Annotated in this window: 23 protein-coding genes; 9 read left to right on the forward strand and 14 right to left on the reverse strand. The window is 68.6% G+C overall.

The genetic code is table 11. The features are described from left to right. The first annotated feature begins 35 nt into the window (after positions 1-35). The 4 genes from Ga0080574_RS23480 to Ga0080574_RS23495 all read left to right on the forward strand — a co-directional run bounded on the left by Ga0080574_RS23480 (position 36) and on the right by Ga0080574_RS23495 (position 4,907). Positions 36-2,174 (forward strand): RelA/SpoT family protein, encoded by a 2,139-nt coding sequence (locus Ga0080574_RS23480; protein WP_076705355.1) that lies wholly within the window; start codon positions 36-38, stop codon positions 2,172-2,174. Positions 2,175-2,252: 78 nt separating this feature from the next. After that, a complete protein-coding gene (locus Ga0080574_RS23485; protein ID WP_076705361.1) occupies positions 2,253-2,906 on the forward strand; it encodes a DUF2062 domain-containing protein in 654 nt (217 codons plus the stop codon). 43 nt (positions 2,907-2,949) lie between these two features. Beyond that, the gene (locus Ga0080574_RS23490) at positions 2,950-3,813 is read left to right on the forward strand and encodes a DMT family transporter (protein ID WP_076705363.1); all 864 of its coding nucleotides are present in this window, start codon (positions 2,950-2,952) and stop codon (positions 3,811-3,813) included. A gap of 68 nt (positions 3,814-3,881) precedes the next feature. After that, positions 3,882-4,907, forward strand: a complete 1,026-nt coding sequence (locus tag Ga0080574_RS23495; RefSeq protein ID WP_076705365.1) for an alkane 1-monooxygenase — start codon at positions 3,882-3,884, stop codon at positions 4,905-4,907. A gap of 78 nt (positions 4,908-4,985) precedes the next feature. Here Ga0080574_RS23495 and Ga0080574_RS23500 read toward each other — a convergent pair whose 3' ends face one another. Beyond that, the gene (locus Ga0080574_RS23500; protein WP_076705367.1) at positions 4,986-5,183 is read right to left on the reverse strand and encodes a hypothetical protein; all 198 of its coding nucleotides are present in this window, start codon (positions 5,181-5,183) and stop codon (positions 4,986-4,988) included. A gap of 244 nt (positions 5,184-5,427) precedes the next feature. Here Ga0080574_RS23500 and Ga0080574_RS23505 point away from each other — a divergent pair, with 244 nt between their 5' ends. Next, positions 5,428-5,823: a hypothetical protein gene (locus Ga0080574_RS23505; protein WP_076705369.1), complete on the forward strand. Its 396-nt coding sequence runs from the start codon at positions 5,428-5,430 to the stop codon at positions 5,821-5,823. A gap of 70 nt (positions 5,824-5,893) precedes the next feature. Here the strand turns inward: Ga0080574_RS23505 and xseA are convergent, their stop codons facing one another. After that, on the reverse strand, positions 5,894-7,369 hold the full coding sequence (gene xseA, locus Ga0080574_RS23510) for an exodeoxyribonuclease VII large subunit (protein ID WP_076705371.1): 1,476 nt from the start codon (positions 7,367-7,369) through the stop codon (positions 5,894-5,896). A 193-nt stretch (positions 7,370-7,562) separates the two neighbouring features. On the opposite strand from xseA, the gene purD reads away from it, so the two are divergent. Both purD and Ga0080574_RS23520 read left to right on the forward strand, forming a co-directional pair. Next, positions 7,563-8,825 carry a phosphoribosylamine--glycine ligase gene (gene purD, locus Ga0080574_RS23515; protein WP_076705373.1) on the forward strand — a complete coding sequence of 421 codons (1,263 nt, stop codon included), beginning with the start codon at positions 7,563-7,565 and terminating at the stop codon, positions 8,823-8,825. 213 nt (positions 8,826-9,038) lie between these two features. Beyond that, the gene (locus Ga0080574_RS23520) at positions 9,039-9,701 is read left to right on the forward strand and encodes a hypothetical protein (protein ID WP_076705375.1); all 663 of its coding nucleotides are present in this window, start codon (positions 9,039-9,041) and stop codon (positions 9,699-9,701) included. A 69-nt stretch (positions 9,702-9,770) separates the two neighbouring features. On the opposite strand, the gene dps is transcribed toward Ga0080574_RS23520, so the two are convergent. From dps to mgtE, 3 genes are all read right to left on the reverse strand, one after another. Continuing rightward, positions 9,771-10,256: a DNA starvation/stationary phase protection protein Dps gene (gene dps / locus Ga0080574_RS23525; protein WP_076705377.1), complete on the reverse strand. Its 486-nt coding sequence runs from the start codon at positions 10,254-10,256 to the stop codon at positions 9,771-9,773. A 78-nt stretch (positions 10,257-10,334) separates the two neighbouring features. After that, positions 10,335-10,922 (reverse strand): 5-formyltetrahydrofolate cyclo-ligase, encoded by a 588-nt coding sequence (locus Ga0080574_RS23530; protein ID WP_076705379.1) that lies wholly within the window; start codon positions 10,920-10,922, stop codon positions 10,335-10,337. Beyond that, entirely contained in the window at positions 10,919-12,316 is a 1,398-nt protein-coding gene (mgtE, locus tag Ga0080574_RS23535; RefSeq protein ID WP_076705381.1) for a magnesium transporter, read from the reverse strand. The genes Ga0080574_RS23530 and mgtE overlap by 4 nt, the downstream gene beginning before the upstream one ends. Positions 12,317-12,435: 119 nt before the next feature. On the opposite strand from mgtE, the gene guaD reads away from it, so the two are divergent. Continuing rightward, complete coding sequence (gene guaD, locus Ga0080574_RS23540) at positions 12,436-13,719, forward strand: guanine deaminase (protein ID WP_076705383.1); 1,284 nt, start codon at positions 12,436-12,438, stop codon at positions 13,717-13,719. A 254-nt stretch (positions 13,720-13,973) separates the two neighbouring features. On the opposite strand, the gene Ga0080574_RS23545 is transcribed toward guaD, so the two are convergent. The 5 genes from Ga0080574_RS23545 to Ga0080574_RS23565 all read right to left on the reverse strand — a co-directional run bounded on the left by Ga0080574_RS23545 (position 13,974) and on the right by Ga0080574_RS23565 (position 17,766). Next, entirely contained in the window at positions 13,974-14,525 is a 552-nt protein-coding gene (locus Ga0080574_RS23545) for a CAP domain-containing protein (RefSeq protein ID WP_083716933.1), read from the reverse strand. After that, positions 14,522-14,989, reverse strand: a complete 468-nt coding sequence (locus Ga0080574_RS23550; protein ID WP_076705385.1) for a CAP domain-containing protein — start codon at positions 14,987-14,989, stop codon at positions 14,522-14,524. The genes Ga0080574_RS23545 and Ga0080574_RS23550 overlap by 4 nt, the downstream gene beginning before the upstream one ends. Positions 14,990-15,035: 46 nt before the next feature. Further along, entirely contained in the window at positions 15,036-16,370 is a 1,335-nt protein-coding gene (locus Ga0080574_RS23555) for an 8-oxoguanine deaminase (protein WP_076705387.1), read from the reverse strand. 147 nt (positions 16,371-16,517) lie between these two features. Beyond that, complete coding sequence (locus Ga0080574_RS23560; RefSeq protein ID WP_076705389.1) at positions 16,518-17,321, reverse strand: inositol monophosphatase family protein; 804 nt, start codon at positions 17,319-17,321, stop codon at positions 16,518-16,520. A gap of 55 nt (positions 17,322-17,376) precedes the next feature. Further along, positions 17,377-17,766, reverse strand: a complete 390-nt coding sequence (locus tag Ga0080574_RS23565; RefSeq protein WP_076705391.1) for a helix-turn-helix domain-containing protein — start codon at positions 17,764-17,766, stop codon at positions 17,377-17,379. A 311-nt stretch (positions 17,767-18,077) separates the two neighbouring features. On the opposite strand from Ga0080574_RS23565, the gene Ga0080574_RS23570 reads away from it, so the two are divergent. Further along, positions 18,078-19,043 carry an NADPH:quinone oxidoreductase family protein gene (locus Ga0080574_RS23570; RefSeq protein ID WP_076705393.1) on the forward strand — a complete coding sequence of 322 codons (966 nt, stop codon included), beginning with the start codon at positions 18,078-18,080 and terminating at the stop codon, positions 19,041-19,043. Between the two features lie 15 nt (positions 19,044-19,058). Here the strand turns inward: Ga0080574_RS23570 and Ga0080574_RS23575 are convergent, their stop codons facing one another. The 4 genes from Ga0080574_RS23575 to Ga0080574_RS23590 all read right to left on the reverse strand — a co-directional run bounded on the left by Ga0080574_RS23575 (position 19,059) and on the right by Ga0080574_RS23590 (position 22,202). Continuing rightward, positions 19,059-19,769 carry an alpha/beta fold hydrolase gene (locus tag Ga0080574_RS23575; protein ID WP_076705395.1) on the reverse strand — a complete coding sequence of 237 codons (711 nt, stop codon included), beginning with the start codon at positions 19,767-19,769 and terminating at the stop codon, positions 19,059-19,061. A 143-nt stretch (positions 19,770-19,912) separates the two neighbouring features. Continuing rightward, entirely contained in the window at positions 19,913-20,902 is a 990-nt protein-coding gene (locus tag Ga0080574_RS23580; RefSeq protein WP_076705396.1) for a nuclear transport factor 2 family protein, read from the reverse strand. A gap of 69 nt (positions 20,903-20,971) precedes the next feature. Then, positions 20,972-21,409 (reverse strand): VOC family protein, encoded by a 438-nt coding sequence (locus Ga0080574_RS23585; RefSeq protein WP_076705398.1) that lies wholly within the window; start codon positions 21,407-21,409, stop codon positions 20,972-20,974. 52 nt (positions 21,410-21,461) lie between these two features. Further along, positions 21,462-22,202 carry an alpha/beta fold hydrolase gene (locus Ga0080574_RS23590; protein ID WP_076705400.1) on the reverse strand — a complete coding sequence of 247 codons (741 nt, stop codon included), beginning with the start codon at positions 22,200-22,202 and terminating at the stop codon, positions 21,462-21,464. Positions 22,203-22,318: the final 116 nt, after the last annotated feature.

Below are 22,318 nucleotides of genomic sequence, written 5' to 3' on the forward strand. Positions count from 1 at the left end.
CGCCTTATTTGCGGGCCGGGTAAGGATAGGCGCCCATGATCGCGGCGGAAGACCTGGTTGCGCTGGTCCGCAACTATAACCCCAAGACCAATGAAGAACTCATCCGTGCGGCCTATGATTTCGGCCGCGCGATGCATGAGGGGCAGTTCCGCCATTCCGGCGAGCCCTATTTCACCCATCCCGTCGCCGTTGCCGCCATCCTGACCGAGCAGCAGCTCGACGACGCCACGATCATCACCGCGCTGCTGCACGACACGATCGAGGACACCCGCGCCTCCTACAGCGACATCGCCGAGCGCTTCGGCGAGGATGTCGCCGGGCTGGTCGACGGGGTGACCAAGCTCACCAACCTTCAGCTTTCGAGTTCCGAGACCAAGCAGGCGGAGAATTTCCGCAAGCTTTTCATGGCGATGTCCAAGGATCTTCGCGTGATCCTGGTGAAGCTCGCCGACCGCCTGCACAATATGCGCACGATCAAGGCGATGCGCCCGGAAAAGCAGGTGCAGAAGGCGCGCGAGACGATGGACATCTATGCGCCGCTCGCGGGCCGCATGGGCATGCAGTGGATGCGCGAAGAGCTCGAAGACCTCGCCTTCCGGGTGCTGAACCCCGAGGGCCGCGCCTCGATCATCCGCCGCTTCATCACGCTTCAGAAAGAGGCCGGCGACGTGATCCACCGGATCACCGGTGACATGCGCCACGAGCTGGAAGAGGCCGGCATCGACGCCGAGGTGTTCGGGCGGGCCAAGAAACCCTATTCGATCTGGCGCAAGATGCAGGAAAAGGGCATGGGATTTTCCCGCCTTTCCGACATCTACGGCTTTCGCGTCATCACCCGCAACGAGATGGACTGCTACCGCGCGCTGGGGGTGATCCACCAGCGCTGGCGCTCGGTGCCGGGGCGCTTCAAGGATTATATCAGCCAGCCGAAATCCAACGGCTACCGCTCGATCCACACCACCGTGTCGGGCCGCGACGGCAAGCGCGTGGAGGTGCAGATCCGCACCCGCCAGATGCATGAGGTGGCCGAGACCGGCGTCGCGGCGCACTGGTCCTATCGCGACGGCGAGCGCGCCGAGAACCCCTTTGCCGTCGATCCCGCCAAGTGGATCGCCTCGCTGACCGAGCAGTTCGACGCCGAGCAGGACCATGACGAGTTCCTCGAGGCGGTGAAGCTCGAGATGTATTCGGACAAGGTGTTCTGCTTCACGCCCAAGGGCGACGTGGTGAAACTGCCGCGCGGCGCGACGCCGCTGGATTATGCCTATGCGATCCACACCCGCATCGGTTCCGCCTGCGTCGGCGCCAAGGTCGACGGCATCCGCGTGCCGCTCTGGACCCGGCTCAAGAACGGCCAGTCGGTCGAGATCATCACCGCCGAGGGCCAGACCCCGCAGGCCACCTGGCTCGACATCGCCACCACCGGCAAGGCGCGCACCGCGATCCGCCGGGCGCTGCGCGAGGCCGGGCGCGAGCGCTTCATCAAGCTCGGCAACGAGCTGGCGCGCTCTGCCTTCGAGCATGTGGGCAAGAAAGCCACCGACAAGGTGCTGGAAAAGGCCGCTCAGACTCTGAGGCTCGACAGCAAGGACGAGCTGCTGGCGCGGCTTGGCAGCGCCGAGCTGACCTCGCGCGAGGTGGTGCATGCAGTCTATCCCGATCTCGGCCCCGGCGACGAGGCCGAAGTCGATGCGCATCGCGCGGTGATCGGGCTCGAGGCGGGCACCGGCTTTACCCGCGCGCGCTGCTGCCAGCCCCTGCCCGGCGAGCGGATCATCGGCATCACTCATCGCGGCAAGGGCGTGACCGTGCACACGATCGACTGCGAGTCGCTGGCCGCCTACGAGGACCAGCCCGACCGCTGGCTCGACCTGCGATGGGCCGAGGGCACGCACCCGGCCGCCTATGATGTAACCCTGGAGCTAACCATCGGGAACGATACCGGGGTTCTGGGCCGCGTTTGTACCTTGATCGGCGAACGCTTGGCCAATATCTCGGACATGACCTTCGTCGACCGGAAGCCCGACTTTTTCCGGATCAGGATGGATGTCGAGTTCCGCGATGCCGAGCATTTGCACTCGGTGATCTCGGCGCTCGAGGCCGAAAGCGACGTCGCCTCGGTGCACCGCCGCCGGGATGCCTCGCTGGCGGCGATTCCGGCGGCGGCCGAATAGGATACGCGGCTGCGCGCGGCCGCGACATGTGGAACGCGCGGCCCGTCGCGGTCGCGGCAGAACGGACGGAACTGACCTTTGGTCTTCAAACGCCGCGACAGACGACCTTTCTGGAGGATCGTACTGGAGTTGTTCTGGCCGCGCGGCGGCTGGGGCCGTGCGGCGCGCTATGTCCAGCACCGGCTGCACCGCCTGCCCGACCCGCCGGAAAAGATCGCCCGCGGGATCTTTGCCGGGGTCTTCACCACCTTCACCCCGTTCTACGGGCTGCATTTCGTCATCGCCGGCACGCTCGCCTGGATCCTGCGCGGCAATATCGTCGCGTCGCTGCTCGGCACCTTCTTCGGCAATCCGCTGACCTATGTGCCCATCGCCATCGCCTCGCTGCGCACCGGCTACTGGCTGCTGGGAATCGACCGCCACGAGCCGCATCACAAGACCCTGCTTCAGAACTTCTCGGATGCGGGCAGCGATCTGTGGAACAACCTCGTCGCGCTGGTCACCGGCAATCCGACCGACTGGACGGAGCTGATGGTGTTCTACGACAAGGTCTTTTATCCCTACATGATCGGCGGCATCCTGCCCGGCATCATCACCGCGCTGGTGGCCTATTACCTGAGCGTGCCGGTCATCCGCGCCTATCAGAACCGCCGCCGCGGGGTGCTCAAGGCCAAGCTGGCGGCGCTGAAGAAAAAGAAGAAACAGGCCGAGAACGGCGCGCCGCCGGAGTGAGGGCGCGCGCCGCAACCGCAGCGGGAGGGGAGGCCCGAAGCCCATGCGCCTGGTACTGCTCGTCGCCCTGACCATGACGGCCTTTGCCGCCAATTCGCTGCTCAACCGCGCAGCGCTGGCCTCGGGCGGCATCGACGCGGTGAGCTTTGGCACGCTGCGGCTGCTCTCGGGCGCGGTCATGCTGGGCGCGCTGGTGCTGATCCGGCAGGGCGCGCTGCGCCTCGGCGGGCGCGGCCGGCTTGCCGGGGTCGCGGGGCTGTTTCTCTATATCTACGGGTTTTCCGCCGCCTATGCCGGCATGCCGGCCGGGCTCGGCGCGCTGCTGCTTTTCGGCATGGTGCAGGTGACCATGTTCGGCGGCAGCGTGCTGGGCGGCGAACGGGTGCCGGCGCGGCGCTGGCTGGGTGCCGCGCTGGCCTTTGGCGGGCTGGTCTGGCTGCTCTGGCCCGGCGGTGGCGCGGCGCCCAGCCTGCCGCATGCGGCGGCGATGCTGCTCGCGGGGTTCGGCTGGGGGATCTACTCGCTGGCCGGGCGGCTGGCGGCGGCCCCGCAGGCCTCGGCGGCGGCGAATATGGTGCTGGCGGCGGCGCTCGGGCTGCTCGTGCAACTGGGGATGGTGACCGGCGGCGTCGTTGCGGGCGGTTGGTCGGCCTCGGCGGTGGCGCTGGCGGTGCTTTCGGGCGCGGTCACCTCGGGGCTGGGCTATGCGCTCTGGTACGCGCTGCTGCCGCGCATCCCGGGCTCGGTCGCGGCGGTGGCGCAGCTCACGGTGCCGGTGATCGCCATGGCCGGCGGCATGGTGTTTCTCGGCGAGGCGCTCACCGCGCGCTTTACCCTCGCGGCGCTGCTGGTGCTGGGCGGTGTGGCGGTGTCGGTGATCCCCTGGCCACCGCGCCGGGCGGCCTGAGACGCGCCGCATGGCGCCCTGCCCCGCTCGCATGCTAGAACGCTCCGAAAGCCAGGGAGACGGCAGGCATGGCGCGGTTCGTGATCGCAACGCTGGGAATGGTGGGGGCGCTGGGTCTGGCGCTCTGGCTCGGCGGGCTCTGGACGCTGCTCGCCCTGCTCTACATCACCGTCTTTACCTTTTTTCTCGACCGTATCGCGGCACTGGCCGCCCCCGACCGGCCCGACAGCGAGTTTCCGGCGGGAGACGGGCTCGCCGCGCTGCTCGGGCTGGTGCATTTCCCGCTGCTCTATGCCGGGGTCTGGGCGGTGGCCGGCGCCGGCGGGCAAAGCGCGGCGGAGCGCGTCGCGCTGTTCTTTGCGCTGGCGCTGTTCTTTGGACAGGTGAGCAATTCCAACGCGCATGAGCTCATTCATCGCGGCAGCCGGCGGCTGCACCGGCTGGGCGTCGCGGTCTATTGCTCGCTGCTTTTCGGGCATCACGTCTCGGCGCATCTGCGGGTGCATCACATCCACGCCGCCACGCCGCAGGATCCCAACTCGGCGCCGCTGGGGCAGAGCTATTATGCCTTTGCCCCGCGCGCCTGGATCGGCAGTTTCCGCGCCGGGCTACGCGCCGAGACCGCGCGGCGCGCCCGCACCGGCAAGGCACGCGGCTGGCATCCCTATCTCACCTACGCCGCCGGCGCGGCGCTGTCGCTGGCGCTCGCGGCGCTGGTCGCGGGCTGGGCCGGGCTGCTGGCGCTGCTGGGGCTGGCGGCCTATGCGCAGGCGCAGCTGCTGCTTTCGGATTACGTACAGCATTACGGGCTGCGCCGCCGCGCGCGCGGCGCCGGGCGCTATGAGCCGGTGGGGCCGCAGCACAGCTGGAACGCGCCGCACGGGTTCTCCTCGGCGCTGACGCTGAACGCGCCGCGTCATTCCGACCATCACGCCCATCCGGCGCGCCCCTATCCGGGGCTAGAGCTCGACCGGGCAGAGATGCCGATCCTGCCGCAATCGCTGCCGGTCATGGCGGTGCTGGCGCTGCTGCCGCCGGTCTGGCGCCGGCTGATGGATCGCCGGGCGCGGCGCTGGCAGGCGGAGACGCTCTGAGGCGCCGGAAACGGAAAAGCAGCCCCGGGGGGCTGCTTTTGTGGGGATACAATGACACTCGTTAGAAGCTTTGTGCGTTTACTCCGCCGCGAAGGCGGTGGCGAACTTGCCGCACCAGTCGCTGGCCTGAACCACCGGCCAGAGGCCACGGCTGTCGGGCTCGGTCTGGCTCACCGGCGGGTTGGCACGGCAGAGCCCGGCATCGTCGAGCTGATGGGTGTTGTTGGCGATGTGATCTTCGTAGAACGCGCAGGTTTTGCAGTTGGCATGGGCCATCTCATGCACTCCTTCCATTCTGGATGAGGAATGACGGCTTGCTGGCGTACGTGCCTGGCGGAGTGCTGGGTGCGTGAGCTTGCTGGCGTCGAAAACGGGTATACGCCCGAGTCGCGCGCATGTCAAATAATTATTTAAAATCAAATAGTTGAGTAAATTTCTCACCCTTAAATACCTGACTCTTCCGCTCACGATCCGCCCGCGCCCCCTTTTCTCTTGCCGCGCGCTCTGGCAGGGTCGGGACATGCGTATCGTCTGTCTTTGCCTGCTGCTGCTTGCCCCGCTGCCACTGGCCGCGGCCCAGCCCATGTCGGCGGCGGAGTTCGAGCGCTATGTCACCGGCAAGACGCTCTATTTCGGCCTCGGCGGCACCGATTACGGGGTCGAGGAATACCTGCCCGGGCGCGAGGTGCGCTGGTCCTTTCTGGACGGCAGATGCAAGGACGGGTTCTGGTACGAAGAGGCGGGGATGATCTGCTTCGTCTATGACGACCAGCCGGCGCCGCAATGCTGGAGCTTTTTCCGCGAGGGCAACGGGCTGCGCGCGGTGTTCGAGAACGACCCGGCGAATACGGTGCTCTACGAGGCACGGCAGGACGATGAGCCGATGATGTGCCTAGGGCCCGAGGTCGGGGTCTGAGGGCGACCTTTGCCGTCGCGCGGGGCGCGCGACGTTTATTGAGTATTTTCAGAAAGATGAAAGGGGCCGGTCAGAACAGGCTGCCCTGCTCCGGCGCCTCCTTCGCCTTGCGCTTCGGGCGCGGCGCGGCGCCGCCCAAAGCCAGGCGACCGTCGGCGAATTCGATCTCGAGCCCGGCGGCGTCCTGCGCCTCGGTTTTGCGGGTGAGAATATGGCCCTCGCCGCTGCGCACCACCGCATAGCCGCGCGCGAGCGTGCCCTTGTAGCTCAGCGTCTCAAGCAGCCGGGACAGCCCGTCGAGCCGCTGGCGCGGGCTGTCGATGCGGCGCAGGCCGGCCTCGCCGAGCCGGGCGGAAAGCGCGTCGAGCCGGTCACGGCCCAGGGCGATCTCGCGGGTGATCGGGCGCAGCGACAGACGGTCGGTGCGGCGACCGAGCGATTCGCGGCCATGGGCGATGACGCGGGTCAGCAGCGAGGGGCGCAGCGCGCCGGCAACATCGGAAAGCGCCACCCGGCGCTGTTCGGTGCCACGGATGAGGCCGCGCGGCAGCCGGTCGGCCAGAAGATCGAGGCGCTGGCGCGGCGTGTCGAGCAGGGTCTCGGCGCGCGGCAGGGCGCGGGAGAGATCGCGCAGCCGCTGGCCGCGCAGCTCGATACGCTGGCCCATGGCGCGGGTCATGCGGCTGCCCGCCTCGCCGGTCCAGGAGAGCAGCTCCATGCGCACCGGCACGGCGATCTCGGCGGCGGCGGTGGGGGTGGGCGCGCGGCGGTCCGAGACATAGTCGATCAGCGTGGTGTCGGTCTCGTGCCCCACCGCCGAGATCAGCGGGATCTCCGAGGCGGCGGCGGCGCGGGCGACGATCTCTTCGTTGAAGCCCCAGAGATCCTCCACCGAGCCGCCGCCGCGCGCGACGATCAGAAGGTCGGGGCGCGGCATGGCGCCGCCGGGGGTGAGCGCGTTGAAGCCCTCGATGGCGCGGGCGACCTCGGGGGCGCAGCTCTTGCCCTGCACCGCCACCGGCCAGATCAGCACCTTGCGGGGAAACCGCTCGCGCAGCCGGTGCAGGATATCGCGGATCACCGCGCCCGAGGGCGAGGTCACCACGCCGATGATCTCGGGCAGATAGGGCAGCGGGCGCTTGCGTTCGGGGGCAAAGAGCCCCTCGGCCTGGAGCTGGGCCTTGCGTTTCTCCAGCATCGCCATCAGCGCGCCGAGCCCGGCCGGGCGGATGTCCTCGATGACGATCTGGTATTTCGACTGCCCCGGGAAGGTGGTGAGGCGGCCCGTGGCGATGACCTCCATGCCCTCCTCCGGCTGGGTCTCGAAGCGCGCGGCAACGCCCTTCCAGGCGACGCCGGAGATCACCGAGCGGTCGTCCTTGAGATCGAGATAGATATGGCCCGAGCGCGGCCGTGACACGCGCCCCACCTCGCCGCGCACCCGGACAAAGCCGAACTCGCCTTCGATCACGCGCTTGACCGCCCCGGAGAGCTCGGAGACCGAGAATTCCGGCGTGTTGCCGCTGTCGTCGTCGAGAAGATCCATGCCGCTGCGCCTCGCCTGTGGTTCGGGCGATGGTAACCGGCGCGACGGATGAGGGAAAGAGCCGGAGGGGGGGCGCGGGGGAGCTTGGCTCCCCCCGCGCCCCCCTCGACACCGACCTGGAGTTGCGGAATGCCGCAAGCGCCGCTAGAGACCTCGCAACGAGCGACGGGCACGGGCGAAAGGCGGCAGGACGATGAACATCCTCATTCTCGGCGGCGGCGGGCGCGAACATGCGCTGGCCTGGGCGGTGATGCAGAACCCCAAATGCGACAAGCTGATCGTGGCGCCGGGCAATGCCGGCATCGCGCAGATCGCCGAATGCGCCAAGCTCGATATCGAAGACGGCGGCGCGGTGGTGGAATTCGCCGGGGAAAACGCCATCGACCTGGTGATCGTCGGCCCCGAGGCGCCGCTCGCCGCCGGGGTTGCGGATGCGCTGCGCGACGCGGGCTTTCCGGTCTTCGGGCCGTCGCAGGAGGCGGCGCGGCTGGAGGCCTCGAAGAGTTTCACCAAGGAGATCTGCGACGCGGCGGGTGCGCCGACGGCGGGCTACGGGCATTTCACCGATGCGGAGAGCGCCAAGGCCCATGTGCGGGCCGAGGGCGCGCCGATCGTGGTCAAGGCCGACGGCCTGGCCGCCGGCAAGGGGGTGATCATCGCCGAGACCGTGGCCGAGGCCGAGGCCGCCATCGACGACATGTTCGGCGGCGCCTTTGGCGGCGCGGGCGCCGAGGTGGTGATCGAGGAGTTCATGACCGGGGAAGAGGCGTCTTTCTTCCTGCTGGTCGACGGCGAGGACGTGCTGCCCATCGGCACCGCGCAGGACCACAAGCGCGTGGGCGAAGGCGATACCGGCCTCAATACCGGTGGCATGGGCGCCTATTCCCCTGCCCCGGTGCTCTCGGACGCGGTGGCGCAAAAGGCGCTGGACGAGATCATCAAGCCCACCATGGCCGAGATGGTGAAGCGCGGCACGCCTTATAGTGGCGTGCTTTATGCCGGGCTGATGATCGAGGACGGTCAGCCGCGGCTGGTGGAATACAATGTGCGCTTCGGCGATCCCGAATGCCAGGTGCTGATGATGCGGCTCGGCGCGCAGGCGCTGGATCTCATTCAGGCCTGCGCCGAGGGGCGTCTGGCAGACGCACAGGTCAACTGGGCCGAGGATCACGCGATGACCGTGGTGCTGGCTGCGAAGGGCTATCCCGGCAGCTATGAGAAGGGCACCGTGATCGGCGGGCTGGGCGCGCTGACCGAGGACAGTTTCCACCAGATGTTCCATGCGGGCACCTCCGAGCAAGACGGCAAGGTGGTCGCCACCGGCGGCCGGGTGCTGAACGCCACGGCGCGCGGCGCGACGCTGGCCGAGGCGGCGGAGCGGGCCTATGCGCTGGTCGATGCGGTGGACTGGCCCGAGGGCTTCTGCCGGCGCGATATCGGCTGGCGGGCGCTCTGACCCGCTGAGCGGGCTGGACGGCGCCTTGACGGCGCCGTGCGGGGGCGCTGCCCCCACGGCGCGGCGGGCCGCGCCTCCCCCGGGATATTTCTCGCCAATGGAAAAAGGACGCGCGGCGCGGGGTGAAACGCCCCGGCAAATCCACGCGAATGTCCGCGAATGGCCGTTTTCTCGCGGTATGGCCGGGTGCGAGAGCAGCCGGACGGGACAGAGATGCGCAGAGGTCTGAAGATGATTGCGGCGGCGGGGGCGATCCTCGTGGCGCTGCCGCTGCTGAAGGATGCGCAGGGCGGACCGTCGCTCTGGCATCGCGCCGAAGCCCGGCAGCGCAATGCCGGCATCGAGGAGGCGCTGGCGCCGCGCGCGCCCTATCAGGCGGGGCTGATGCCGGTGCGCCGCAGCACTGTCAACGATCACGAGATGCGTGCCTTTGCGCGGTTCCGCGTCGAGGCGCTGGTGCTGTCGCGGCACGATTACCGCTTTGACCGCACGGCGGGGTTCAGTTCCACCGATCTCGCGCTCGGCTGGGGGCCGATGTCGACCCCGGCGCGGGTGGAGGAGGTGGAGATCAGCCAGGCGCGGCGGTTCTATTACTGGCGCCCGAAGCCCGGCGCGCAGCTTTCGGCGCGGCAGATCAGGACCTCCAGCGCCAATATGCATCTGGTGTTGCAGAGCGCGGCGCAGCGCGAGGCTCTGAAGCAGATAGGCAAGGGCGATCTGGTGGTGATCGAGGGCTATCTCGTCGATGTGGAAGCCCCGAGCGGCATGCGCTGGCGCAGCTCGCGCACACGCAACGACGCGGGCGCCGGGGCCTGCGAGATCATCCTGGTGGAGACGATCCGGCGGGTGGCGCCTGAGGTAGAGAAGGCGGTCTGAGCCGCGCAAGGCATGAAAAAGGCGGCGCCCGCTACAGGCGCCGCCCTCTGGTCGTATCCCCGGTGCCGCTCAGGCGGCCTTGGCGCTGTTCGAACCGATGAACCAGGCGTCCTTCTCGGCGGTGCGGCTGACCTCGGTGAAGAGGTCGGCGCTGTCTTCGTCACCCGCCTCGCCGGCGGCATTGACCGCCTCGCGCAGCTTGGTCGTATAGGCGTTGAAGCGGCTCACCAGCGCCTGCACATGGTCTTCGAGCGCCACGATCTCGGTCGGATAGGGCTCGAGCGTGGTTTTCTCGGCCACGGTCTGCGAGCTGCCGCGGGCGAAACCGCCCATCATCGACACGCGCTCGGCCATCATGTCCGAGCCCTCGCGCAGGTGGTCGGCGACGTCGTCGAGCATCTCGTGCACGCCGATGAAGCCGGTGCCGCGCAGGTTCCAGTGGGCCTGTTTGACGGCGTTTCCGAGGTCGATCGTGTCGGCGAGCCGGTCGTTCAGCAGGCCGATCATCTCGTTGCGGGCGTTCTCGTTCAGAAAGGGAACAAAATTCTGTGGCATGTGTAACTCCAATCGTCACGTGTGTCTGTCTGCATCGCGCATCCCGGCGCGTGACCGGGTTCCGCCAGACAAACGCGATCAGAGCCGAGGCGGTTCCGAGATGCGCGGGGAAATCACCTCGCGCTCGGTGACGATGAGGTCGAGCGGCTGGTCGTAGGGATCGAAGGGCAGCGCCTCGGCCTCCTGCGCCGCATAGGCAAAGCCGATGGCCAGCGCCGCGCCCTGCCCGCGCAGCAGCGCCAGCGTGCGGTCGTAGAAGCCGCCGCCATAGCCCAGACGCCCGCCGGCGCGGGTGAAGGCGACCAGCGGCACGATCAGGATCTCGGGCGTGACATAGACCGGCGCGGCGGGAATGCGCGCGCCGAAGGGGCCGTCGACCAGCGGCATATCGGGCTCCCAGAGGGCAAAGCGCAGCGGCTCGCCCGGTCCGGTGATGACCGGCACCGAGACCGGGCCATAGGCGCAGGCCTCGGCCATGGCGGGCAGCGGGTCGATCTCGGTGCGGATCGGCATATAGCCCGCCAGCGACACGCCGCGATGGCCCGCCAGCAGCTCCGAGAGCCGCCCCGCGCCGGTGCCGGGATCGGCGGCATGGGCCTCTTTGCGCCGGGCGAAACCCGCCTTGCGGGCCGCCTGTTTGGCCCCGGCCAGCGGATCGGCGCTCACAGCAGCACCAGCACGGCGAGGCCGAGGAAGGCGAAGAAGCCCACCACATCGGTCACCGTGGTCACGAAGGCGCCGGAAGCCAGCGCCGGGTCGACCTTGAGCCGCTCCAGCACCACCGGGATGACGATGCCGGCGAGCCCCGCCACCACGAGGTTGATCACCATCGCCGCCGCGATCACGCCGCCGAGCTGCGCCGAGCCGAACCAGAACAGCCCCACCAGACCCATCACCAGCGCAAAGACCAGCCCGTTGACCAGCCCCACCATGACCTCGCGGCGGATCACCCGCCAGACGTTGGAGCCGGTGAGGTCCTTTGTGGCCAGCGCCCGCACCGCCACGGTCAGCGCCTGGGTGCCGGCATTGCCACCCATCGAGGCGACGATGGGCATCAGCACCGCCAGCGCCACGACCTGCGCGATCGCGGTCTCGAACTGGGCGATGACCAGCGAGGCCAGCACCGCCGTCAGCAGGTTCACCGCCAGCCAGGGAAAGCGCTGTTTGGTGGTCTCCAGCACCGTATCCGAAAGCCGGCTTTCCTCGCCGACGCCGGCGAGGCGCAGGATGTCTTCCTCGTGCTCCTCGTCGAGCACCGCCATGGCGTCGTCGATGGTGATCACGCCCACCAGCCGCTCGTTCTCGTCCACCACCGGCGCCGAGATCAGGTGATACTGGTTGAAGGCATAGGCCACCTCGCCCTCGTCGCGGGTCACCGGGATGACGTGGAAGGTTTCCGAGATCAGCGAGCGCAGCAGCACCTCGCGGCGCGAGGCCATCAGCCGGCCGAGCGTGACATTGCCCACCGGGCGCAGCTTGGGATCGACCAGCACGATGTGATAGAACTGCTCGGGCAGATCCTCGGTGTTGCGCAGATAGTCGATGGCCTCGCCCACGTTCCAGTGTTCGGGCGCCATCACCACCTCGCGCTGCATCAGGCGGCCGGCGGAGAATTCCGGATAGGTCAGCGATTTCTCGACGGCGACCCGGTCGCTGTTGTCCAGAACCTCAAGAATCGCTTCCTGCTGGGCCTCGTCGAGATCTTCGAGCAGGTCGACCACATCGTCGGATTCCAGCTCGCGCACCGCCTCGGCCAGAACCTCCGGGTGCAGCGCGTTGATCACCTCCTCGCGGATCGATTCGTCGAGCTCGGACAGGATATCGCCGTCGAATTCCTTGCCGTAGAGCTTGATCAGACGCATCCGGTCGAAGGCGTTGATCTGCTCCAGAAGGTCGGCGATGTCGGCGGCGTGCAGCGGCTCCATCAGCGCCACGAGCTTTTCGCGGTCGCCGATATCCACCGCGTAGAGGATCGCCGCCACATCCTTGCGCTGAAGGCTGTAGGCGTCGTCTTCGTCGCGCTCTTCGTCCGGGACGGCCTGTTCGGTCTCTTCGGTCATCGCTGCTCCGCTGCCTGCCGTTTGGCCAAAGCTTAGGATATCGCGGCGCCGAGCAACAGGGCGCATTGCGCTCGGGCGCACCGCCCGCCACAGTGTGTTGCGCCGGACAAGGGGGACGCATGGCAAGGCTGCATCTTGGACAGATCCTGAGCTTCGACGGCTCGCCCTTCGAGGAGGGCCACGATGCCGTCTGGCATGAGCGCCATGGCGGCATGGTGGTCGAGGGCGGCAGGATCCTCGCGCTCGGGCCGGCGGAGGCGATGCGCGCCGCCCATCCCGGCGCCACGGTGGTGGATCATGGCGACGGGCTGCTGCTGCCCGGCTTTGTCGACGCGCATGCGCATTACCCGCAGACCGGCATGATCGCGAGCTGGGGCAAGCGGCTGATCGACTGGCTGAACCATTACACCTTCCCCGAGGAGATGCGCTTTGCCGATCCCGCCTATGCGCGCGAGGTGGCGGGGCGCTATCTCGACCTGCTGCTGGCGCATGGCACCACCTCGGTCTGTTCCTATTGCACGATCCATCCCGGCTCGGTCGATGCGCTTTTCGAAGCCGCCGAGGCGCGCGGCATGCGGATCTTTGCCGGCAAGACCTGCATGGACCGCGACACCGCGCCCGAGGGGCTGCGTGACACCGCGCAATCGGCCTATGACGACAGCAAGGCGCTGCTGGCACGCTGGCACGGGGTTGGCCGCGCGTCCTACGTGATCACGCCGCGCTTTTCGCCGACCTCCACCGTGGCACAGCTCGAGGCGCTGGGGGCGCTCTGGGCGGAGCATCCGGATTGCCTGATGCAGACGCATCTGTCTGAGCAGACCGACGAAATCGCCTGGGTGAAATCGCTCTACCCGGAGGCGCGCGATTATCTCGACACCTATGAACGCTACGGGCTGCTGGGCGCAGGCGGGCTCTACGGGCACGCGATCCATCTGGAGCCGCGCGAGCGCGACCGGCTGCGCGAGACGGGCGCGGCGCTGGTGCATTGCCCGACCTCGAACACCTTCATCGGCTCGGGCCTCTTCGACATGGAGGGGCTGACGCGCGAGGGCCAGGTGGTGGGGCTCGCCACGGATACCGGCGGCGGGTCGAGCTTTTCCATGCTGCGCACCATGGCGGCGGCCTATGAGATCGCGCAGTTGCGCCACCGGCCTTTGCATGCCTCGGAGCTCATCTGGCTGGCCACGCAGGGCTCGGCCCGGGCGCTGCATGTCGCGGACCGGATCGGCAACCTGGCGCCCGGGATGGAGGCGGATTTCATCGTGCTCGATCTGGCGTCGACCCCGGCCATCGCGCAGCGCAGCGCCCGGGCCGGGGATATCTGGGAGGCGCTGTTTCCGACCATCATGATGGGCGACGACCGCGCCATCGCCGAGACCTGGGTGGCCGGCACGCGGGTGTGAATGCCGGGTTGTGACGGTGTGCCCGCCCTGCGGTTGAGCGTTGCGCCGGCGCGGAATCAAGGCGCACCGCGCCGCCGCGCCATCGCCGGCCCGTCCCCCGGGCTGGCGATTTGGTGACGTCAACGCCGCATGTCGAGGTCTTTCGGATTTGGCCGGGGTAAATCGAGAGGTTCTCAAGGCAGGTCGCCAACCCACGGGCCGGCGATGGCGCGGCTTACCGCAGGGCGGGCAAATCTGCCCACCGCATCCGCGCCCTATCTCCGGCGCGCAACCAGCAGCACCCAATATTGCCCGGACCTCCCAATGCCGTAGTCGGTGACCTCGCGCAGGCGCAACGTCTTGCGGTGCGAGGGCGACTCGTCCCAGCCCTCCAGCACCGTGGCAAAGCCGCGCGCCGTCCAGCCGGCGTTTTCCGCCACCCGCGCTGCGTCATAGCCCTGCGCGCGCACCCGGTCGAGGATCGAACTGCCATCCGAGCCCACATGCCCCACCATACCGGTGCGTGCCATGTCGCTTGCATGAGCCTCGGCGGCGGCGACGAGCTGCGGCGTGCGCGACAGGCGCGGCAGCCCATGCGCCGCGCGATAGTCGTTGACCGCACGGTCCGGATCGACCGGCGCGTCCGGCGACCCGCCGAGCTCACCGTATTTGTAATAGAGCGGCGTGCCATCAGCGGCGGCGGCTGTCTGCGCCGGCGCCGCCACCCCCTGCCCGTCCTCGCGCAGATCGATCTCCGCACAGGCGGCCAGACCGAGACAGAGCAGCGGCAAGGCGCCTTTCAGAGCGAACCCCGGCAGGCCGCTCATCGCGGCCGACCGACCACCAGCGCCCAGTAGTCGCCGGACTGTGCCAGCCCGTATTGCGTCACATCCCGCAGCAGCATGTTCTTGCGGTGCGGCGGCGAAGCGATCCACAGCTCCATCACACGGTCGGCGCCACGTCCGGTCTCGGCGATGTTCTCGGCCACCCGGCGAAAGCGATAGCCCTGCCGCTTCACCCTGTCGCCGACGCTGCTGCCGTCCGAGCCGGTATGGGTCATATCGCCCATGCGCGCCATATCCCGCGCATGCGCCTCCGCGGCGCGCTGCAAGGCCGCCGAGCGGGTCAGCCCGGGCAGCCCGTTGGCGGCGCGATAGGCGTTCAGTGAGGGTGTCGCGGCCTGCACCGCCGCCCCCTGGCTCGCCACCGCCGTCGGCGTCGGCGCCTGTTCCGGCACCGCCGACATGCAGCCGGAGACCAGCACGGCCAGCCCGATCAGTACTCCTCGCATGGCGCTCATCCTCTTTACCATGTTCCCTCTCTTTACCATGTTCCGTTCAAACCACGAGCGCGCGGGCCAGCGCCTCCTGCCGCGCCAGCGTCGCGCCAAGATCAATCGTCATGAGCCGCCCGTCGCGCACCACCTGCCGCCCCTCGACAAAGAGATGCCGCACCCGCTGCGGGCCGGCCAGCAGCAGCGCCGCCTTGTCCCAGCTGCCGGCACTGTCAATGCCGGTGACATCCCAAAGCGCCAGATCGGCGCGCTTGCCAGGCGCGATATGGCCGCAATCGTGGCGGCCCAGCACCTCGGCGCCGCCGCGCGTGGCAAGCCGCAGCGCCTCGCGCGCGCTCATTGCATCGGCGCCGCGCGTCACCCGCTGCAACAGCATCGCCTGGCGCGCCTCGGCCATCAGGTTCGAGCTGTCATTGCTGGCCGACCCGTCGACCCCCAGCCCCACCGGCACGCCCGCATCCACCATCGCCCGCACCGGCGCGATGCCCGAGCCGAGCCGGCAGTTCGAACAGGGGCAATGCGCCACCCCGGTTCGGGATTGTGCAAAAAGATCAATCTCCTGCCCGTCGAGCTTCACGCAGTGCGCGTGCCAGACATCGGGGCCGGTCCAGCCAAGCTCCTCGGCATATTGCCCGGGCCGGCAACCGAACTGCGCCTCGGAATAGGCGATGTCCTCATCGTTCTCGGCCAGATGGGTGTGCAGCATCACCCCCTTGTCGCGCGCCAGAAGCGCCGCGTCGCGCATCAGCTCACGGCTCACCGAGAAGGGCGAACAGGGCGCAACGCCGACACGGATCATGGCGCCCTCGGACGGGTCGTGAAAGGCGTCGATGACGCGGATGCAATCGTCAAGGATCGCCGCCTCATCCTCCACCAGCGCATCCGGCGGCAGGCCTCCCTCGCTCTCGCCAATGCTCATCGCGCCGCGTGTGGCGTGAAAGCGCAGCCCGATCTCCAGCGCCGCGTCGATCGTGTCGTCGAGTCGCGCGCCGTTGGGGTAGAGGTAGAGATGGTCCGAGGTCAGCGTACAGCCGGAAAGCGCCAGCTCGGCCAGCCCGGTCAGCGCCGAGATCCGCATCTCCTCCGGCCCGAACCGCGCCCAGATCGGGTACAGCGTCTGGAGCCAGCCGAAGAGCAGCGCATCCTGCCCACCGGGCACCGCGCGGGTCAGCGTCTGGTAAAGATGGTGATGGGTATTCACCAGCCCCGGGGTCACGACGCAGCCGCCCGCTTCGACGATCTCGCCCTGCGTCGCCAGCCCCTGCCCGATCTCCGCGATCAAGCCGCCGCGTATCAGGATATCGGCGCCAGCCAGTTCGCGGCCTTCATCGTCCATGGTCAGCACGCTATGGGCGTTGCGGATCAGGATTTCCGGCATAGCAAGGGCTCCGTTGACGTCGTCGTCAGCGTGACCGCTCGGGCCACGAAAGGAAAGCCCCGGAGGCTGCACATGGCAGCGAAAATCGCCCCATTGCCCGGCAGATGACAAACCCCGCATGGGGCGGGCAATCCTGCCCGCTGCGTGTCAGGTGCCGTTGAGCACCGCGAGCGCCTCTGCGTGCAGCTCGGCATTCGCCGCCGCCAGCGCCCGCCCGCCCTCATGGACAGGCCCGCCCTCCCAGTTGGTGACGATGCCGCCCGCCGCCTCGATCACCGCAATCGGTGCCTGGATGTCATAGGCGTGCAGCCCCGCCTCGATCACCAGATCGATCTGCCCCGCCGCAAGCAGTGCATAGGCGTAGCAATCCATGCCGTAGCGGGTCAGCCGCGCCCGGTCGCGCACCCGTTCGAAGGCCAGCCGGTCGGCCTTTGTGCCGACTTCGGGAAAGGTGGTGAAGAGGATCGCCTGATCGAGCCCGCGCGGCGCGCGGGTGGCGAGCGCAGAGGCGCCCATCGGCCCGGTCATCTCGGCCCGCCCGAGCCCGCCGCAAAACCGCTCGCCGGTATAGGGCTGGTCGATGATGCCGAGGCGTGGGCCGGTCTCGTCCGAAAGCGCGGCCAGCACGCCCCATGTGGGAGTGCCGCTGAGAAAGCCGCGCGTGCCGTCGATCGGGTCGAGCACCCAGGTCAGCCCGCTGCTGCCGCTGCTGGTGCCCAGCTCTTCGCCAAGGATCCCGTCCTGCGGGCGACGCTGCGCCAGCACCGCGCGCATGGCGGCCTCGGCGGCGCGGTCGGCGACGGTGACCGGGTCGAACCCGCCTTCAAGCTTGTTTACGGCATTCAGAGTGCGGGAGCGGAAATGCGGGAGGATCGCCGCACGCGCTGCATCCGTCAGCGCATGCGCCGTGTCCCAAAGCTCGTTTGCCAGCTCTGTCGAGATTTCTGCCATTACGCCCACTCCGCCTGTCGGTCCTCAGACCGCCTAGCGCAGCGGGGGCAGAGGCTCAAGCGACGTCGGAGAGGACCCGCGCCAGCTCGAACAGGCGGCGGCGCTGGTTTTCGGGGATCGCGTAGTAGGAGCGCACCAGGTCGAGTGCCTCCTTGTCGCCAAGGATATCGGCGGGCATCGCGGCGGCGGGTGCGGCGGGCGCATCCTCGACGGTCGCGTCATGCTCGTTTTCGAGCCCTTCGAAGAAGAAGCTCACCGGAACGTCGAGCGCATCGGCGATATCCCAGAGCCGGGAGGCGCTGACGCGGTTGGCGCCGGTTTCGTATTTCTGGATTTGCTGGAACTTGATCCCGACATGTTCGGCAAGCTGTTGCTGGGTCATCCCCACGAGCCATCGGCGGTGGCGGATGCGTTTGCCCACATGGACGTCGACGGGATGCGTCATCGGATGTTCCTTCTACCACACCCCGCGCAGGGGGCGACTATTTCTCCACGCGCCACGAAGCGCACTTTCTCCGAACGCGCGACCCACACGATCGAGAACCCGTTTTCCCGGCTGACGCGACGCTACATCGGGTTAACGAAGAAAATCAAGTAATTTGCGCCCCTAGCGATAAACAGGGTTAATTGCATGCACCTCGCGGTTGCAAAGGTTAAAAAATCGTTAGAAAATTTCGTCACAGCGGTGACATTTGACTTTTCGCGAGGCTAGAACGCAGATTGCTGCAATCGCCGGGAAAACTGCCGAGGACTCCAATGCGCGCCCTTCATCTCACGTCACATGAGTCGCCCCCCGCCTTCACCGATCTGCCAGAGGAAACACCCGGGCCGGGACAGATCGGACTGCGCATCGCGGCCTGCGGACTGAACTTCGCAGACCTGCTGATGATCTCCGGCAAGTATCAGGACACCCCCGCCCTGCCCTTCACGCTCGGGCTGGAGGTGGCCGGCACCGTCGAGGGGCTGGGCGACGGCGTCACCGGGCTCGCGCCGGGCGACCGGGTGGCGGTCTATGGCGGCCAGGGCGGCCTTGCGGAATATGGGGTTTTCGACGCCACGCGCGCGGTCAGGATGCCCGCCAGCATGACGCCGGAGGACGCGGCGGCCTTCCAGATCGCCTATGGCACCAGCCATCTGGCGCTGGACCATCGGGCGCGGCTGCAACCGGGCGAGACGCTGCTGGTGCTGGGCGCCGCCGGCGGCGTCGGGCTGACGGCGGTGGAGATCGGCAAGCTGATGGGCGCCACGGTGATCGCCTGCGCGCGCGGACCGGAAAAGCTCGAGATCGCGCGGCAGGCCGGGGCCGATCACCTGATCGACGCCAGAACCGACGATATCCGCGCGGCGGTGAAGGCGCTCGGCGGCGCGGATGTGGTCTATGATGCGGTGGGCGGCGCGCAGTTCGAAGCCGCCTTCCGCGCCTGCAAGCCCGAGGCGCGGCTGCTGAGCATCGGCTTTGCCAGCGGCGATGTGCCGCAGATCAAGGCCAACCACCTGATGGTCAAGAACCTCACCGTGATGGGGCTCTACTGGGGCGGCTACCTGACCTTCGCCCCCGAGCTGCTGACCGGCTCGCTGGCGCAGCTCTTTGCCTGGTACGAAGAGGGCCGGATCAAGCCCCATATCAGCCATGTGCTGCCGCTCGCGCGCGCCGAAGAGGGGCTGGATCTGCTGCGCAACCGCAAATCCACCGGCAAGGTGGTGATCCGCATTCCCGAATAGCCCGGCGCGCGCCGCTCAGCGCAGCAGCATCGGCTCGGCCATCCAGGCCCGGATCGCGGCGCTCACCGCATCCGGCGCCTCCAGCGGCGGCAGGTGCCCCGCCTCCTCGATCACCGCGAGCCGGGCGCCGGGGATGAGTTCCGCCAGAAAGGCCTGACGCTTGACCGGGTAGAGCTGGTCATGGGCGCCGCAGAGCACCGTCACCGGCACCCGCAACTTGCGCAGCGCGCTCTGCTGGTCGCGGCGCCGTTGCAGCACGCGGATCTGCCGCACGAACACCTCCAGCCCGAGCCCGTCGGCCATATCCGAGAGCATGGCGAGGATCTCGCCCCGGTAGGGCCCGGGCGCGAGGCTGTCGGACGGGAAGAGCGCACGCACCGCCTCGTCGAGCCGCCCGGCCCGCGCCTTGATGATCAGCGGATCGCGCTCCGCCGCCTGCTGCGGCGTCTCGGCCAGTGGCGTGGTGTTCATCAGCATCAGCCGCGACACCCGGTCCGGCGCCCGCCGTTGCAGCTCCATCGCGACAATGCCGCCTAGCCCGAGCCCGGCCAGCGCAAAGCGCTGCGGCAACACGTCGAGCAGCCCCGAGGCGACTTCCTCGACCCGCTCGCCGCCAGCGACCGGCGCCACCATCACCGCCATCTCGCGCGACAGATCTGCGATCTGCGGGCCAAAGAGCCGCGCATCGCACATCAGATCGGGCAGCAGGACGAGGGGCTCAGCCATGCCGCCCCGCAATACCGTCTTCCCGCCCCTGTAAGGCGCCCGACATACCCTGCCCCGTTTTCTGCTGCCCCGTCTTTGCGCGGAATCCTACCAGAGCACGCGGCGAGGAAAAGCGGGAATGCGCCGAGGGCCGCGAAGCGGCGTTACTCCGCCGCGACGACCCGCGCGACCGGGGCGGCGTGGCGCGGAGCGTGAATCTGCATCCAGACCGCCGCCTCGTCATAGAGCGTCCATTCCCGGCGCAGGCCGGAGGGGCCGAATTCCGCGTGGCTGATCCCCATCACATGCACCTCCGCCCCGCTCGGTCGCCCGAACGCGCCCCAGCCGCTGTGCCGTCCGGTCAGCGACCAGCGCAGCGCGGCGCGCGGCGGCAGCAGCCGGTCCTCGCGCCCGATGCGGTGGTGAATGACGAAGCGCGCATCGGGAAAGGCCGCGCGCAGCCCGAACCAGAAGCGCTCCGCCCCGCCCGGCCCCTGCGCCGCCACGCCGCCGGGATAGGCCAGCCGCGCCGCCGGATCGTATTGCGCCGGGATCTCGGAGAACCCCGCCGCCATGATCCGCTCGATCAGCGCGGCAAAGGCCATGCCCCAGTGATTGCCGTTGCCCTGACCGGTATAGGGGCCGGGCTGATCCAGCCCCGGGTGAAACGGCCCGTCCTCGGGATCCAGACAGGCGGCGCGCTCGCGCGCCCAGTCGGAGACGCGCAGTCCGAGCTGGCGCAGGATCGCGCCGCTGTCGCGCAATGCCCAGATCTCGCTGATCCGCCCGTCCTTGGCATAGATATCGGCCATGGCACGAAACCGCAGCCGCCGCCCGCACGGCGCCCCGAAGGCGCCGGCACCGTCATGGCTGCCCTGCATCAGCAGCCGCTGCGATCCCAGCAGCCCGAGCCGCGGCGCACCGGAGCAGATCGCATCCTCCGTCCGCACCGCGAGATCGGGCAGCGCCGCCAGCAGCTCCACCGCCTCGGCGCGGATCGCGCCGGCGCCAAAGCCCATGGCCTGTGCCTGCCGGTGAATGAGCTGCGGATGGCAGATGCCTGCCAGCCCGGCATCGAGCGCCCGCTCGGTCCAGAGCGTCCCTGCCATGGCGCGCAGAAACGCCGGGTAGTCCTCACCGTGCTGTCCCTGCATCGCGCCCTCCTCCATGACTGGCGCGATCAGTGTCACCCGGGAATGGTTAGCAAAGCGTTTCCGGCGGCGCTAAGCCTCGCCGTAGCCGTTCCAGCGAAACGCCCCGTCTTCCTCGCGCAGCGGCGCGAACGGGTTATGCGCAATCTCCCAGATATGGCCCTCGGGATCGGCGAAATAGCCGTGATAGCCGCCCCAGAACACCTCCTGCGCCGGCTTCAGGATGCGCGCCCCCGCCGCCTCGGCGCGGGTCAGCAGCGTCTCCACCTCCTCGCGGCTGCGTAGATTATGCGCCAGCGTCAGCGCGCCGTGGCCGAGCTCTTCGACCGGCACGCCGATATCCTCGGCCAGCGCATGCAGCGGGTAAAGCCCCAGCGTCTGGCCCAGCAGATCGAAGGCAATCACCCCGTCGGGGCTTTCGGCGCGGACCCATCCCAGCGCCTCGTAGAACGCCGTCGCGCGCGCCATGTCGCGCACCCCCAGCGTGATCAGGCTTACTCTCGGCTCCATGGCACCCTCCTTACGTCTCGCCGCAGCGCGTTGCTTGCGCGGCCCGCACCGCTCAGCCGCCGATCTCGGCAATCGCCGCCTCGATCATCGCCAGATTCTCCGGCTCGGAAAAGCGGTGATCGGCGCCCTTCACAAAGCTCAGCCGCAGATCCGGGCTGTCGATATGATCGAAGAGCCGCAGCGCGGTTTCGCGGGTCACAGCCTCGTCCGCGCTGCCCTGCATCAGACGCACCGGGAAGGGCATCGGCAGCGGCGCGCGCAGCACCAGGTTGTCGCGCCCGTCCTCGATCAGCCGCTTGGTCACCGCATAGGGATCGCCATAGGCGGAGGGCAGATAGGTCACGCCCTCCTCCATCACCTTTCGGCGCTCCTCTTCGGAGAAGCCGGCCCAGAACCCGTCCTCGGTGAAATCCGGCGCCGCGGCGATGCCGACAAAGCCCGCGACGCGCCCGGCCAGCCGCTGCGTCAGCAGACTGCCGATCCAGCCGCCCATGGAAGAGCCCACCAGCAGCAGCGGCCCTTCGGTCGCCGACTCGATCACCGCCTGCGCATCCGCCGCCCAGTCCCCGATGCAGCCGGCCTCGAACGCGCCCCCCGATTGCCCGTGGCCGGAATAATCCAGCCGCAGATAGGCCCGCCCGCGCGCCTTCGCCCAGGCCTCCAGATGCACCGCCTTGGTGCCCTCCATGTCGGATTTGTAGCCCGAGAGAAACACCACGGTCGGGCCGTCACCGGGCGTGTGGACATAGGCGAGGCGGGCATTCGGCCCGTCGAGATAGGCGGTGTCGGCCATGGCAGAGGGCTCCTTCGTCGCTTGGCGCGACTGTGCCCCCGCACCGGCCAGAGATGCAACCGGGTTTCGCCACCCCGCTACCGGCGACGCAAAACGGCCCGGGAGCGCGCGTCTCC

This window comes from Salipiger abyssi, assembly GCF_001975705.1.
GTDB lineage: Bacteria > Pseudomonadota > Alphaproteobacteria > Rhodobacterales > Rhodobacteraceae > Salipiger > Salipiger abyssi.